Source organism: Marinobacter panjinensis, assembly GCF_005298175.1.
GTDB lineage: Bacteria > Pseudomonadota > Gammaproteobacteria > Pseudomonadales > Oleiphilaceae > Marinobacter > Marinobacter panjinensis.
In genome coordinates, this window is record NZ_SZYH01000001.1 from 2,009,367 (window position 1) to 2,024,566 (window position 15,200).

A 15,200-nucleotide genomic window follows, 5' to 3' on the forward strand; every position below is an offset into this window, starting at 1 on the left:
GCTCCTTTGCCTGGAGTTAAAGAAAGGGTTACAGAAACGCGCCGATACTGATCACCACACTGATGAAAACAGTAAGAATCAGCAACAGGGGCCAGATGAATGCCAGCCAGCGGTCGTAGGAAACCCGGCCGATAGCGAGACCGCCGACCACTACGGCAAAGGTCGGATTAATCAGGTTTACCAGACCGTTGGCTGACTGATAGGCGGTGACGACCAGATCACGCCCCACGTTGGCAAAGTCCGCCAGCGGAGCCAGGATCGGCATGGAGAGTACCGCCAGGCCCGATGAAGACGGCACGAAGAAGCTCATACCCACTTCGATCCAGAACATCAGGTTGATAAACGCCAGTTCCGGCAAGCCTCCCAGGGTGGTCTCGGCACTGTGGAGGATGGTATCCGCAATCATGCCCTGCTCCATGATCACTACAATGCCCCGTGCCAGACCGACTACGAGGGCCACGCCCAGGAGGTCACGGGCACCATCGACAAAGCTGCTGGTCAGTTTCTTCTCACCCAGCCGGGCGATGATGCCGATCACAATGGCGGAACCAAAGAACAGAGCGCCCATCCTGGCCATCCACCAGCCCTGGGAGGAAACGCCCCAGATCATCACGATGAACGTCAGTGTGAAGATGATCAGGGCAATTTTCTGGGTACCGGTGAGTTCGAAATCTTCCAGCTCATCGTGGCCCTGAAGGAAGAGTTTGCGATGAGCATCCCTCTGCTTTGCAACCACGGAGCGGGATGGATCAGCCTTGACCCGTTGGGCATAGCGCATAACGTACGCCGCGCAAATGAGAAGGCCGCCTACAAGCAGCACGAACCGAAGCACAATGCCGTCCGTAAAGGGAATATCGGCAGCGTTGGAGGCAATGACCGTTGCAAAGGGGTTGATCGTTGACCCCAGCACACCGATACCGGCCCCCACCAGAATGATGGCAACCCCGGTGACGGCGTCATACCCCGCCGAGATAATGACCGGAATCAGAATGGCATAGAAAGCCAGGGTCTCCTCTGCCATTCCGTAGGTTGTTCCCCCCAGCGCAAACAGCGTCATCAGTATCGGGATCATCCAGATCTCACGCCCTTCCAGCCGGTGCATGGCGCTGCGTATGCCTGTATCGATCGCACCGGTGGCGTTCATCACACCCAGAAAACCGCCCAGGAACAGCACGAACAAAGCCACATCAATGGCATTCGCCACATAGCTGTCAGGGTCGTAAAAGCCTGCCGTAGGTGCCAGCATCACATCAACGAAGCCCTGGGGGTTGGGGTCCACGGTTTGATAGGTGCCAGGCACCGCAACTTCCCGCCCTACCTCGTCGTTCATGGAGCGCTCGTACTGACCTGCAGGGATAATCCAGGTTAGCGCTGCAACCAGAATGATCAGCAGAAAAAGGATGGTATAGGCAGTTGGAAAGCGTGTTGCAAGGTCTTCTTCGGGGTTCGATGAAGGGAGTTTTTCATCAGTCACGTGGCGTCTCCTGTCCATTGTGGCTTACTGATGGGGCTGTCCATCCTTTCAAGTATGGACCTCAAGGTCCGTATGAGAAGTGATCAGTGTCAATTCAGTATGAAGCTGATAGTGCGTCTATTACCTATCCGCATAACTGCTGAGATGGAGATGCCGATGTTTGCGTCTAGTATGCTCCCGAACCAGAATGACCAGGTCACTCAGTCCGCTGGCGCCTGTAACGCACACTCAAGGAACCAATATGCTTCTCTCGTTTCTCGCTATTGCTGTCGGCCTCGCTCTACTGGTGTGGAGTGCCGGTAAGTTTGTTGAGGGCTCAGCGGTAACCGCCGGGCACTTTGGCATGCCACCGCTGTTGATCGGCATGGTAGTGGTCGGCTTTGGCACTTCGGCTCCGGAGATGGTGGTCTCCGCCCTGGCGGCAACCCAGGGTAATCCGGGCCTGGCGCTGGGTAACGCCTACGGTTCCAACATCACCAACATCGCCCTGATCCTGGGTATTACAGCATTGATCAGCCCGATTGCGGTTCAATCACAGGTGATGCGCAAGGAGCTGCCAATTCTTGCGGCGGTAACGGCACTGGCGGCCTGGCAGTTGTGGGACGGAGAGCTGACATTCGTGGATGCCCTGGTGCTGCTGGGCGTATTTTTCCTGTTGCTGGCCTGGTCCATTCGCCAGGGCATGACCCGGAAATCCGACGCCCTTGGCGCGGAGATTGCCGATGAAATGATTCACCGCACCATGCCGCTTCGCAATGCGATCATTTGGCTGATTGCCGGCCTGCTGGTGCTGATTGTCAGCTCGCGGATTCTGGTTTGGGGCGCGGTTGAGATTGCCCATGGCTTTGGGGTGAGCGACCTGATCATCGGCCTGACCATTGTCGCGGTGGGTACGTCCCTCCCGGAGCTGGCATCATCTGTGATCGCCGCCCGCAAAGGGGAGCATGACATTGCGCTGGGCAATATACTGGGCTCCAACCTGTTCAATACCCTGGCGGTTGTGGGCATCGCCGGTACCATCAGCCCGATGGCCGTGGCGCCAGAGGTGTTCTACCGGGATATAGCGGTGATGTCGGCCCTGACGTTGTCGTTGTTTGTACTGGGCTACGGCTTCCGCGGCCCGGGGCGAATCAACCGGGTTGAGGGTAGTTTGCTGGTGGCCTGTTTTGTTGGTTACACGGCTTACCTGATTTCAACCACCTTCACCTCATAGGAAAGGAAAGGAAAGGAAAGGAAAGGAAAGCCAAACCACCCAGGACAGCTCAGCCAAGCAGGCACTCCCGCGACAGCTTCTGGCTGACTTCCCGGCGCTGACGCCGCAGTCGGTTACCCTTATCGTTGGAGTAGCCGGCGCGCAACTGCTGCTGAATGCGCTCGAGCCGCTCCCGATATCCGGCACAGCGGGCGTTCTTGCGCTTGAGTTCACGGGCTTCCTGCTGTGCAGAGGCCTTTCGGTTGCCGTCGTGATCGCCCTCCAGGCTGCGATTGATCTGGCGGTTGATGGTACTTACCCGCTCTCCCCGCCTGATGTTCTCCCGCATGGGAATCAGCGAGGGGCGCCTCAGCTCCACCTGTTTGTGCTCGCGTTCACCCGGTTTTATGTCGGTAAAATGAGCAACGCCCTGGTCGTCAATCCAGGTGTACATTTCGGCTGTCGAAACGGCCGGGATAACCCAAAATGCGAGAACTGCTACCTGCCTCCATGGCATCGAAACCCACTCCCTGTGGTCTGTTTAATAACGAAAACATTGTAAACCAAACCCCAGGCCAGTGAGAGGTGCGGGCCATGGATCAGGCGTCCAGTAATTCGATCCAGTGCTGTACCGGCACCTTCGCCCTGGTCTCCAGATGCATCTGGCAACCGATGTTGGCGGTGACGATTCTGTCCGGATTGTCTACGGTCAGGGCCTTGAGCTTGTTGCTCAGCAGGCGCTGACTGAGTTCGGGCTGCAGGATGGAGTAGGTTCCTGCGGAACCGCAGCACAAGTGCTTTTCTTTGGTATCCGCCAGCTCAATTCCCGCCTTGCGTAACACCTGGTCCACTACCCCACTTTGCTGCATGGCGTGTTGCAGGGTGCAGGGGCAATGGAAGGCGACCTTGCCTGCGCCCTTTGGAACCTTCAGTTTTTCCAGATCCTGATTCAGCAGGAAGGCGCCGAGGTCGACGGTCATGTCGCTGACTTTCTGCGCCTTGGCGGCGTAGACCGGGTCGTCCCGCAGCAAGTGACCGTAATCCTGAACCATGGCGCCACAACCGGAGGCGGTCATGATAATGGCTTCGGCACCGGCATCAATAGCAGGCCACCAGGCGTCAATGTTGCGGCGCATGGCGCCCAGGGCTTTTTCGTGTTCAGACAGGTGATGGTTCACCGCGCCACAGCAGCCGGCTTCCGGCGCTTCCACCATGGTAATGCCGAGCCGGTCGAGTACGCGGGCAGCAGCGGCGTTGGTGTTTGGCGTAGCAGAGGGCTGAACGCAGCCGGCCAGGGCCAGCACGATGCGTTCGTGGCTTGCTGCTGGCCAGGGACTGGCCTGTTTTCTGGGGGGCACTTTGGTGCGCAGTTTTCCGGGCAATACGGGGCGGAAAAATTGCCCCATGCGCAATAGCAGGCCGAATAACTGGCGATTGGGGAGTACGCGGGCGAGTGACCAGCGTATCCAGCGTTCTTTCGGGGGCCGGGGCATTTCCTGTTCCATCAGGCCGCGGCTGATGTCGATCAACCGGCCGTATTTCACGCCGGAGGGGCAGGTGGTTTCGCAGCTGCGGCAGGTGAGGCAGCGGTCGAGGTGCTCGCGGGATTTTTCGGTGACTTCTTCGCCTTCCAGGAACATTTTCATCAGGTAGATGCGGCCTCGGGGGCCGTCGCGTTCGTCGTTCAGTTCCTGGTACGTTGGGCAGGTGGCGGTGCAGAAGCCGCAGTGTACGCAGGCTCGCAGGATGGACTCGGCCTCCTGACCTTCTGCTGTGTTGGCGAATTGCTGAACTAAATTGGTTTGCATTTTTTACCTGCTATTTGATTTTCACAACCAGCTATACAGCCGCCCCGGATTAAAAATACCGTCAGGGTCGAACGACTTTTTCAGCCGTTGCTGGATTTCTTTCAACGCCCTCGGCTGGTGGTGCATGACTTCATCCTTGCGGTCGCCGCCGCGGAAAAGGCTGACCTGGCCGCCGGCAAGTTGAGCCATGGTTTCCAGTTTGGCCATATCGGCATCGCCGCGATACCAGCGCTGGGAGCCGGCCCAGTCGATCAGCCAGGGACCGTCCAGCTCCGGGTTTTCGGCGGTGGAGCCGACGGAGAAGCGCCAGAGTGGTTCGTCACCGGCGAAAAAGTCGTGCTGCATGTGCTGAAGCTGTTGCCAGAACTGGCCGCCCTGCTCCATCACTTCGCCGGACCATTTTTCGGCGGTGGCTTCTACCGCAGATTTGGCGCCTGCCAGGCGCAGGTAGACTTTGCCGTCTACCCAGGCGGCGCCGGTGATGGGTTTGGGCTCCTTGGCGCGGCTGTTCATGTAGTGAATGACATCGTCCAGGGCCATGTCCTGCACCAGGGTCACGGACATGGCCGGTCTGGGCATGACTTTCAGGCTGACTTCGGTGATGACACCCAGGGTGCCCATGGCGCCGGCCTGGAGCCGGGAGGTGTCGTAGCCGGCCACGTTTTTCATCACCTGGCCGCCAAAGCGCAGGTGCTCTCCCCTGCCATTGAGCAGGCGGATGCCCAGGACCTGGTCCCGTACGGAGCCGGACCAAGGTCTAGCGGGACCGGAGAGGTTGCAGGCCAGGGTGCCGCCGAGGGTGGAATTTTCACCAAACCTGGGCGGCTCGAAGTGGAGACATTGGCCCTCTTCCGCCAGGGTGGCTTCGATTTCCGCCAGGGGGGTTCCGGCGCGGGCGGTCAGGATAAGTTCCACCGGGTGGTATTCAACAATGCCGGTGTGTTCATCCAGCTTCAGGGTACCGGCATCGGTATCGGCGGCACGGCCCATGAAGGCCTTGGTGCCACCGCCTTCGATGTTGAGTTTCTGGCCCGTCTGTCGGGCCTGGAGAACCTGCTCTATCAGCGTCTGTGAGATATCAGCCATGGGCAGCGTCCACCGTATCGTGCTTGTGTTGTTTGTGTTCCAGGGAGCGGTATTCCTGGCAGAACCGCAGGGCAGGCACGCCCTTGCCGGGGTTGAGGATACCGGCCGGGTCGAAGGCGGCCTTGACGTCGTGGAATTGTTGCAGCTCTTCATCGTTGAACTGCACCGCCATCTGGCGGATTTTCTCCACGCCTACGCCGTGCTCGCCGGTAATACAGCCGCCGACTTCCACGCAGAGGTTGAGGATGCGACCACCGAAGGCTTCGGTGCGCTCGAATTCACCGGGCACGTTGGCATCAAACAGGATCAGTGGGTGCAGGTTGCCGTCGCCGGCGTGGAATACGTTGGCGACTCGCAGCCCGAATTCCTCCGACATTTTTTCCATTTCCAGCAGCACATGGGCCAGGTACCGCCGCGGGATGGTGCCATCCATACAGTAGTAATCCGGCGAGATACGGCCTACCGCCGGAAACGCGGATTTGCGGCCCTTCCAGAGCAGCGCCCGTTCTTCCTCGCTCTGGGAGGTCTTTACCGAGGTAGCCCCCAACTCGCGGAACAGGGCTTCTGCCTGCGCAATATGCTCGTGCACTTCTTCTTCCGTGCCGTCCACCTCACACAACAGCAGTGCCTTCGCCTCCCGCGGGTAGCCCGCCTGTGCAAAATCGTCGGCGGCTATGATCGCGTGGCCATCCATCATTTCCAGACCACCGGGAATAATACCGTGGGAAATGATGCCACCCACGGCGTCGCCCGCTTTCTGCACGCTATCGAAGCCGGCCATGACCACCTGGGCGACCTCCGGTTTTGGCAGCAGTTTCACTTTCACTTCCGTCACGATACCCAGCAGACCTTCAGAGCCGGTCATCAAAGCCAGCAGGTCCATGCCGCAAACATCCAGGGCATCACTGCCAACGCTAACCCGCTCACCCTCAGCAGTGATCATTTCCAGGCTGAGGATGTTGTGAACCGTCAGCCCGTACTTGAGGCAATGCACGCCACCGGAATTCTCTGCCACGTTGCCACCGATGGTACAGGCGATCTGGGACGAGGGGTCCGGCCCGTAATAAAGGCCGAACTGGGCGACTTCCTCGCTGATGGCCAGATTGCGAACACCCGGTTGCAGTCGTGCCGTCCGCGCTAATGGATCGATGTCCAGGATGCGGTTGAACTTGGCCAGCGACAATACCACGCCCTCTTTGTGAGGCATGGCACCGGCACTCAGACCGGTGCCGGCACCACGGGCAACGACGGGCACCCCGTGCTCATTGCAGATGCGCATTACCCTCTGCACCTGCTCGGCGGTTTCCGGCAGCACCACGAGCATGGGCATCTCGCAGTACATAGACATGCCATCGCACTCATAGGGCTTCATGGTTTCGTCATCGGTGATGACAAAGTCCGGGTCTATAAACGCGCGGAACTGTTCCGCCAGTTCCGCTCTGCTGACTTTCGGCTTGGTGGTCATATCGTTCTCTGTGTGATCGACTTCAGGTATGACAGCTCTTAACCACGTTTGGTTTCGAAATAGTCGATGCCGGCCTGCGCACAGTCCATATCCTGCTGAGGTGTGCCGGAGCTGATGCCAATGCCACCGACAACCTCGCCATCAACAATGACCGGAAGACCGCCGCCTACAGAACTGATGCGGCCACCGACCTCGGTGTGGATACCGAAGGCCAGCTTGCCAGGCACGTTGACCGCGTTGTAGTCATGGGTGGCCTTCTTCGCGGCCGACGCGGTAAACGACTTGTCCTGGGCAATGGTCACACTGGTGATCTTGCCACCGTCCATCCGCTCGAACGCAATCATGTTGCCGGACTCATCAGTGATGGCAATGCACATGGGTACGCCGATTTCGCGAGCCTTTTCGGCAGCGCCTTCGATGAGGATCCGTGCGTCAGCAAGATCCAGTCGTTTGATCGTCAACATAGAGCATTACTCCTTGATTTTATTAACCGTAAACCAGCCCTGGCAGCCAGGTAACAATACCAGGGATCAGAATACACATGAAAAGACCGAGCGCCTGAATAGCCAGGAACACCAGGGATGATTTGAAAATCGTGCCCATGGATATTTCCGGCGGGCATACACCGCGGAGGTAGAACAATGCGTACCCGAATGGCGGACTGAGGAACGACATCTGCATATTGACCAGATAGAGCACACCAAACCAGAGCACAACGTCATCACCTGCCACCGGCGGGAAGCCCAACAGCCCCGGGAACTCCAACGCTTTTACAATAGGAATGAAGATAGGAACTGCCAGCAGCAGTATGCCAACCCAGTCGAGGAACATGCCCAGAACCACCAACAGGAACATCAGCAGGAAAAGAATGCCATAAGGCGACATGCCAGTACCCAGGATGGCATCCGTTACAAATTGCTGGCCACCCTGAAGGATGTAGAAGCCAACAAAGACCGAGGCACCGAACATGATCCACAGCACCATGGCAGATGCCTTGGTAGTGGTTACCGATGCTTCCCGCAGCCCGCCAATAGAGAACTTACCATGCATCATGGCCACCACGATGGCGCCAAAGGAGCCGATACCAGCCGCTTCCACCGGCGTTGCGATGCCACCAAACAACAGGCCCAACACCAGAAACACCAAAACCAGTGGAGCAATCAGGTTTTTCGTGAGGAGGAGCTTTTCCTTCAGGGAAATCCGCTCTTCCACCGGCACCGGCGGCCCCAGCTTCGGATTGATCCAGCTGCGGATCAGCACATAGGCAATGTACATGGAAGACAGCATCAGGCCCGGGATCACGGAGCCAAGATACAATTCACCGACCGATTGCTGCGCGACAACCGCGTAGAGAATCGCCAGGATCGAGGGCGGAATCAGTATACCCAGAGTACCGCCAGCCATGATTGAGCCCAGCGCGATCTTCTGGTCATATCCGCGTTTGAGCATCGCAGGCAGAGCGATGATACCCATGGTGACGACTGCCGCACCGATGACTCCCACCATGGCGGCAAGAAGAGTAGAAGCCAGGATCGTTGCTGTCGCCAGACCACCGCTGAGGCCACCCATCCACTTGTAGACCACACTGAACATTTCCTCAATCAGGCCCGCGCGCTCAAGCATGGAAGCCATGAAGATAAACAGCGGTATCGCCGCCAGGTCAGAGTTGGTCATCATCGGGAAGATACGACCCGGGACGAGGTTCAGCATCATCGCGTCGCCTACCAGGTAGATGAACATCACCCCGAGACCACCGGTCACGAAAGCCAGCGGCAGCCCCATCATCAGGGCCACGGCCAGAGAACCGAACATCAGGTAGGTCAGAGGCCCGACCTTGACATCAGAAAGGCTGCCGGAGAGCTTGAACAGGAATTTCTCGTCGCTCCAGGGGTCGTAGAAAAGAATGTTGATCATTTCCACACAGATAACAAACGCCAGTGCCACTGTGGCGATAATCATCAGCCAGGTGCTGAGCTTACCCAACAGGTTGCTGCCCGGTGCAGTTGTTGTATTTGTTGTCATGCAGTGCGCTCCCGGCCAAGACGGACGAACAGAACAATATCCTTGGTCAGTTTGGATATGCCTGCGAGTAAGAGAAGGACTGACCCCACCACCATCATGCCTTTCGCCGGCCAGTGCTGGATGCCCCAGGTCTCAACCGTAGTTTCATTCATGGCATAGGAATCCAGGAAGAAGGTCCAGGAGGTAATCAGCAGAATCAGGGCAAAAATGAAGAAGAACATGGACGTAAAGATATCCAGGCCAATTCTTCCCCGCACTGGCAGCAGGTTGTACATCACGTCCACACGGACATGGGCGCCATGAAGCATGGCAAATGCGCCAGCCAGCATGTATTGCATACCCAGCAGCAGAAAGCTGGCTTCGTGGACCCAGATGCTCGGCATGTTGAAGAGGTAGCGCATCACCACCCCATAGAAATAGAACACAACGGCATTGATCGTCCAGAACGACACGAACAGCCCGGACTTGTCACAAATCCAGTCCACTACTTTGGTAAACCAGTTGCCCTCGAACTGGAGATAAATCAGGGGATCGTCTTTTTCCGCCTGCAATTCCGCCGGTGTCAATTCCGGTTCGACAGTCTCGCCTCCGTGACCACTACTCCATTTGTCCCAGGCCATCATGATCAGTGGCATGACCGCAAGCCAGCCCCAGTAGAACCAGTGCGGCATTACGAATCCGAAACCTTCAAGATCAGACATGTTGTTACTTCCTCAGCCACAAAACGGGGAAGGAGGGACTCCTCTTGCGGAGTCGTCCCTGACCTTCCCCCTGTTTTTTTATTGGTTCCGCAAAGTGCTACCGGCCGGGTATACCTTCGAGGTCAGACTCCTCGATATAGCCCACGGTCTCATTCATCATGTACTCAATCTGGATATCGAAGATGGCACGGGCATCCTCGTCCTTGTTCGCCCACTTGTACCAGATCGGAATGGCTTTGCTGCGCCATTCATCCACGTCATCCTGGCTGAGACGGCTCACAGTGTCACCGGCATCCTTGAACTTCTCCATGGCCTCAATGTTACGCTTCTGGATGGTCAGATAGTGCTTCTGCGAATAAATCCTCACTTCATCCTCAACCAGCTGCTGGAGTTTCGGATCCAGTGCGTTCCAGGCACGCAGGTTCACGGTCAGGTCCATCAGATCCACCGGCTGGTAGATAGACATGACGCCCGGAGGTCCGAACAGGATGTAATCGGTCACCTGGGAGAAGCCCAGTTCCCAGTTCACCGCCGGGCCAACATAGTCGGCTGCGTCGATGGTGCCCTTTTCCAGGGCCGGAAAGATGTCAGAGCCAGGCAGGCTCACGGTGGAAGCACCGAACGCCTGGAACACCTCGGCAACCATGCCACCGGGAACCCTTAGCTTCAGGCCCTGAAGGTCATCGAGGCTGTTTACCGGCTCCTTGGAATGGATGATATTTGCATCGTGCTGGATCGGACCAACGTAGAACAGCCCGAACTTCTTGTAGATTTCTCGGGTCTTCTCCAGCATACCCATGGAATAGAACATGATATCCCACTGGTGAGGCTGATCGGGTCCGGCCGGGTAGGAGGACAGGAATACTGACGCGGGAATCTTGCCCGACCAGTACAGGGTGAACGGGTTCATACCCTGGAGAACGCCACTGCGAACCGAATCGAACAGTGAATTGTTGTCGGCGGCGACCGCCTTGGCAGGGAAGCACTTGAATATCAGTTCACCGCCTGACTTCTCTTCCATCCCGTTACACCAGTCCTCAAACAGGTCGTAGCCGACCGTGCCCGCATCCCATACCGACTGGATTTTCCAGGTCGTTGCTGCGTGGGCCTGGCCCGCGCCCATAAAGGTCGCACCACAGAAAGCGGCAGCCAGGGCGGCGGTTTTGAGAAAGCTGCGTCTTGGGACGACGGTTTGCTCAGTGTTGTTGTTGGTATTCATCGACACATCTCCGTTGACGTTGTTGTTATCTGCGTCAGGTAAACGCCGACAAATGTCGGCATTGAACCGATATTCGTAGCCTAGCCGGTTTTAGTCCAGAAGAATGCCCGGTGGTCCGACCAGTTTTGTGTAGGTTCGATGGACGAATGCCCCGGAATGAGCCATATTTACTGATCCCGGAAGAACTTTCGCAATTAAGCGGCAAACAAAAATAACTGGTCAGACCAGTACGCAATAACAGGTACAACCATGGCGATCGCTCAGGACATATCCTATCGACTCGAACGGCTGATTCTCGATGGTGGTCTGGCCCCCGGGCAGAAAATGCCCTCGGAGCGGCAGCTTGCAACACGGCTTGGTGTGTCCCGTGCCATCCTCCGGGAAGCATTGCATGAGTTGCAGGGTCGCGGCGTCATCGAGACCAAACACGGCAAGGGTTCTTTTGTGGCGCGAATCGTGCCCGGTGCCGAGGAGGATGGCGGCGACAGCCCACTGCTGCAAATGTTCAACGGCCATCCCCGCACCCTCTACGACCTGCTGGAAATCAGGGAGCAACTGGAGGGTCAGGCGGCGTATCTTGCAGCAGAGCGCGCCACCACCCAGGACCTGCATCGCATCACCAAGGCCTACGCAGCACTGGAACAGACTGACCCGCTTACCAACGCCAGGCCAGACCACAACTTTCACCAGGCAATTGTGGAGGCGTCCCACAACCCGGTGCTGGTGCATGTCCTGAACGGTCTCAAGAACCTCATGTTACTGACCGTGCAGGCGTCGGTGGCCAACCTGAATCCGCGGGAGGAAATGCGCAACAAGATCGCCCGCCAGCACAAACGCATCTACCAGGCAGTAATGGCAAGGAAACCGGAGGCGGCGAAACGCATTGCGATGGCTCACGTGCATTTCGTCAGCGACGCCATGCGGGAAATCGAACAGCAGGGCACGGCCATTATCCGGGTACCGGTTAACGCACCGGTATCAAAGGCTGGCGTCACACAGAATGCATAATTGGCGAAAAGCTTGCATCATGGGTTCAGTCATCCACAATTAACTGGTATTGATTTTCGGGACCACTGTCCGTAAAACTTGCGCCTTTGTTCAGACAGCCTCAGGAGCCATCTATGGCGGAAACATCGCCTCTGATCTGCAGGGATATCCACAAGACCTTCGATCAGCTGGAAGTACTCAAGGGTATTTCGCTGGAAACAAAGAAAGGTGATGTCATATCTCTGATCGGCAGCTCCGGCTCCGGTAAAAGTACCTTTCTGCGCTGCATCAATATGCTGGAAACCCCGACTTCCGGCGACATTATCGTGCACGGTGATCCGATCCGGTTCACAACCAACCGCAAGGGCGAGCGCGTGCCTGCCGACAACAAGCAGGTCGAGCTGATTCGCGCGCGGCTCTCCATGGTGTTCCAGAGTTTCAATCTCTGGTCTCACATGACGGTTCTGGAAAACATCATTGAAGCCCCGATTCACGTTCTCAAGGTCCCGAAAAAAGAGGCTATCGAAAGGGCGGAAGCCTACCTCAACAAAGTGGGCATCTATGAGCGCAAGGATTACTACCCCGCCCAGATGTCCGGCGGGCAGCAACAGCGGGCGGCCATCGCCCGGGCGCTGGCCATGGAGCCGGACGTCATGCTGTTTGACGAGCCTACCTCCGCTCTTGACCCGGAGCTGGTAGGCGAAGTTCTGAGAGTCATGCAGAACCTGGCCGAGGAAGGCAGAACCATGATCGTGGTAACCCACGAGATGTCTTTTGCCCGGGATGTGTCGTCCCAGGTCCTGTTCTTGCATCAGGGTGTGATCGAGGAGCAAGGCACGCCGGATAAGGTCTTCGACAATCCGGATTCCGAACGGATGAAGCAGTTTCTGGCTCCCAACTTTTGATGTGCGTGCTATCTTGAAATCAGCAAAAGGCAGACCACTGCCGATAATAAAGCCCACAAGGCTAATAACGACTGGAGAAATGACTCATGAGAAAACTGATTGTTGCAGCAAGCGTTGTCCTGGCCATGATGGCCGGCGTCGCTCACGCCCAGGAACGAAACCTCCGCATCGCCTTCGACGTGCCCTACGAGCCGTTTGAATACAAAGATGACAATGGCGAGCTGACCGGTTTTGAAGTGGAACTGGCCGAAGCCATGTGCGAAGAAATGAACGCCAACTGCGAGTTCGTCATCCAGGCGTGGGACGGTATGATTCCGGGCCTGCTGGCGCGGAAATTCGACCTGATCATGTCTTCCATGTCCATCACGCCGGAGCGTGCGGAGCAGGTGCTGTTCTCCGAGCCGTACTACAACACCCCGGGTGGCTGGTTCGCTCCTGAAAGCTTCAACACCGACGTCACCGACATGAAAGCCATGGAAGGTAAAACCGTGGGTGTACAGCGCGGCACCACCATGGATACCTTTGTGACCGAAGAAATGGGTGGCGTGGTATCCATCAAGCGTTACACCACTGCAGACGACATGGTTCTTGACCTGGAAGGCCAGCGTCTGGACGTGGTCTTTGTCGACTACCCGGTTGGTGAGCAGACCGTCCTGAGCAAGGAAGGTTTCAAGGAAGTGGGTGAGCCGGTCAAGCTTGGCCAGGGTGTCGGCGTTGCCATGCGCAAGCGTGACAAGGAGCTGGCCGAGGAAGTCAACGCGGCCCTCGCCACTCTGAAGGAAGATGGTACTTACGACACCATCATGGACAAGTACTTCGCTTACGACATCAAGATGTAAAACTGGCCCAGGGGCAGCCATTTTGGCTGCCCCTGCTTACCGGATGTTTTCATGATCGACTTGAAAGGCTACGGCCCGGCCCTGCTCGATGGGGCGGTGGTCACCATTGAACTGGCCCTCCTTTCCCTCGCCCTCTCGTTGACCCTCGGCCTGATTGGCGCCTCTGCCAAGTTGTCCAAAAGCCGGGTGGCCATCGGGATCGCGACCACGTATACCACCCTGATCCGTGGCGTACCGGACCTGGTGATGATGCTTCTGTTTTACTACGGCGGTCAGGTGGCCGTTAACAACCTGTCTGATTACCTGTATGACGCCTATGGCGTGGATTTCTTTTTCCAGTTTGATCCATTTATCGCCGGCGTCCTCACTATTGGCCTGATCTTTGGCGCCTACATGGCAGAAACCTTCCGCGGCGCCTTCCTGGCAGTGGAAAACGGCCAGATCGAAGCAGCCCGTGCCTATGGTTTCAGCCAATGGCGCACTTTCCACAGAATCATACTCCCGCAGATGCTGCGCCATGCCCTGCCGGGCATTGGCAACAACTGGCAGGTACTGCTGAAAACTACGGCACTGGTATCCATTATTGGCCTGACGGATATGGTGAGGGTTGCGGAAGAAGCCGCCAAGGCGGAGCGCATGCCGTTCCACTTCTTCATTCCGGTGGCGTTTGTTTACCTCAGCCTGACGGCTGTTTCCGAGCTGTTTATAAAGTGGCTCACCAAGCGCGCCAATGTTGGCGTGGTACAGGGGAGCTGAATCATGCCTGACTTTATCGCTGAACTGCTCAACCGCAACGATATCTTTACCGCGGCGACCATCATGGAATACTGGGGCGGCCTGGTCACTACCGTGCAACTGGTTTTCCTGTCGCTGATACTCGGGCTGGTGCTTGCCGTTCCGCTGGCGATTATGCGCACATCGAAAAACCCGCTGATCAATGCTCCTGTGTGGTTCTACACCTATATCTTCCGGGGCACTCCACTGCTGATCCAGCTCTACATCATTTACTACGGCCTTGCCCAGATTGAGGGTATCCAGCAGACCTTCTGGTGGGATATCTTCCGTGAGGCTTTCTACCCTGCCCTTTTGGCCTTTACCCTGAACACGGCGGCCTACACCACGGAGATCATTCGCGGTGCGATTGTGGCAACACCCAGTGGCGAGATCGAGGCTGCGAAGGCCTACGGCATGAGCTGGGCCCTGCGGATGCGGCGGATTATTCTGCCCAGTGCTGCCAGGCGGGGGGTGCAGGCGTATTCCAATGAGGTCATCTTCATGCTTCATGCCAGTGCAATTGCCAGCGTGGTGACCATGGTGGACCTGACCGGCGCGGCGCGGAATATCTATTCCCGGTTCTATGCGCCATTTGATGCCTTTATCTTTGTGGCGCTGCTGTATATGGCGTTAACTTTTTTACTGGTATTTGCATTCCGCAAGCTGGAAAATTATTTGTTGAAGCATCAACAGCCCGTCAGTGGCTGACATTCAGGCCTGGTGCCTGG

The 15,200-nt window shown here is 57.1% G+C and carries 15 protein-coding genes; 6 read left to right on the forward strand and 9 right to left on the reverse strand.

Features of this window, described 5'->3' with window-relative positions; genetic code table 11:
* Positions 1-28: 28 nt before the first annotated feature.
* A complete protein-coding gene (locus FDP08_RS09285; protein ID WP_228263268.1) occupies positions 29-1,474 on the reverse strand; it encodes a YfcC family protein in 1,446 nt (481 codons plus the stop codon).
* 241 nt (positions 1,475-1,715) lie between these two features.
* On the opposite strand from FDP08_RS09285, the gene FDP08_RS09290 reads away from it, so the two are divergent.
* A complete protein-coding gene (locus tag FDP08_RS09290) occupies positions 1,716-2,687 on the forward strand; it encodes a calcium/sodium antiporter (RefSeq protein ID WP_137435725.1) in 972 nt (323 codons plus the stop codon).
* A gap of 49 nt (positions 2,688-2,736) precedes the next feature.
* Here the strand turns inward: FDP08_RS09290 and FDP08_RS09295 are convergent, their stop codons facing one another.
* The 8 genes from FDP08_RS09295 to dctP form a co-directional block, all read right to left on the reverse strand.
* Positions 2,737-3,183 (reverse strand): DUF4124 domain-containing protein, encoded by a 447-nt coding sequence (locus tag FDP08_RS09295; protein WP_137435727.1) that lies wholly within the window; start codon positions 3,181-3,183, stop codon positions 2,737-2,739.
* 82 nt (positions 3,184-3,265) lie between these two features.
* Entirely contained in the window at positions 3,266-4,474 is a 1,209-nt protein-coding gene (gene glcF / locus FDP08_RS09300) for a glycolate oxidase subunit GlcF (protein WP_137435729.1), read from the reverse strand.
* A 21-nt stretch (positions 4,475-4,495) separates the two neighbouring features.
* Entirely contained in the window at positions 4,496-5,560 is a 1,065-nt protein-coding gene (gene glcE / locus FDP08_RS09305) for a glycolate oxidase subunit GlcE (protein WP_137435731.1), read from the reverse strand.
* Positions 5,553-7,025 (reverse strand): FAD-linked oxidase C-terminal domain-containing protein, encoded by a 1,473-nt coding sequence (locus FDP08_RS09310; protein WP_137435733.1) that lies wholly within the window; start codon positions 7,023-7,025, stop codon positions 5,553-5,555. The genes glcE and FDP08_RS09310 overlap by 8 nt, the downstream gene beginning before the upstream one ends.
* A gap of 38 nt (positions 7,026-7,063) precedes the next feature.
* Positions 7,064-7,489 (reverse strand): GlcG/HbpS family heme-binding protein, encoded by a 426-nt coding sequence (locus FDP08_RS09315; protein WP_137435734.1) that lies wholly within the window; start codon positions 7,487-7,489, stop codon positions 7,064-7,066.
* 22 nt (positions 7,490-7,511) lie between these two features.
* Positions 7,512-9,047: a TRAP transporter large permease gene (locus tag FDP08_RS09320; RefSeq protein WP_137435736.1), complete on the reverse strand. Its 1,536-nt coding sequence runs from the start codon at positions 9,045-9,047 to the stop codon at positions 7,512-7,514.
* A complete protein-coding gene (locus FDP08_RS09325; RefSeq protein ID WP_137435738.1) occupies positions 9,044-9,748 on the reverse strand; it encodes a TRAP transporter small permease subunit in 705 nt (234 codons plus the stop codon). Before FDP08_RS09325 ends, FDP08_RS09320 begins: the two co-directional genes overlap by 4 nt.
* Before the next feature lie 97 nt (positions 9,749-9,845).
* Positions 9,846-10,967, reverse strand: a complete 1,122-nt coding sequence (dctP, locus tag FDP08_RS09330) for a TRAP transporter substrate-binding protein DctP (RefSeq protein WP_137435740.1) — start codon at positions 10,965-10,967, stop codon at positions 9,846-9,848.
* 249 nt (positions 10,968-11,216) lie between these two features.
* Here dctP and FDP08_RS09335 point away from each other — a divergent pair, with 249 nt between their 5' ends.
* The 5 genes from FDP08_RS09335 (at position 11,217) to FDP08_RS09355 (ending at position 15,180) form a co-directional block, all read left to right on the forward strand.
* On the forward strand, positions 11,217-11,975 hold the full coding sequence (locus FDP08_RS09335) for an FCD domain-containing protein (RefSeq protein WP_137435742.1): 759 nt from the start codon (positions 11,217-11,219) through the stop codon (positions 11,973-11,975).
* Positions 11,976-12,088: 113 nt separating this feature from the next.
* Positions 12,089-12,859, forward strand: coding sequence for an ABC transporter ATP-binding protein (locus FDP08_RS09340; protein WP_137435744.1), 771 nt, complete (start codon positions 12,089-12,091; stop codon positions 12,857-12,859).
* 86 nt (positions 12,860-12,945) lie between these two features.
* Positions 12,946-13,698 (forward strand): transporter substrate-binding domain-containing protein, encoded by a 753-nt coding sequence (locus FDP08_RS09345; protein WP_137435746.1) that lies wholly within the window; start codon positions 12,946-12,948, stop codon positions 13,696-13,698.
* A 51-nt stretch (positions 13,699-13,749) separates the two neighbouring features.
* Positions 13,750-14,454 (forward strand): ABC transporter permease, encoded by a 705-nt coding sequence (locus FDP08_RS09350; protein WP_137435748.1) that lies wholly within the window; start codon positions 13,750-13,752, stop codon positions 14,452-14,454.
* Positions 14,455-14,457: 3 nt separating this feature from the next.
* Entirely contained in the window at positions 14,458-15,180 is a 723-nt protein-coding gene (locus FDP08_RS09355) for an ABC transporter permease (RefSeq protein WP_137435750.1), read from the forward strand.
* The last annotated feature ends 20 nt before the right edge of the window (positions 15,181-15,200 follow it).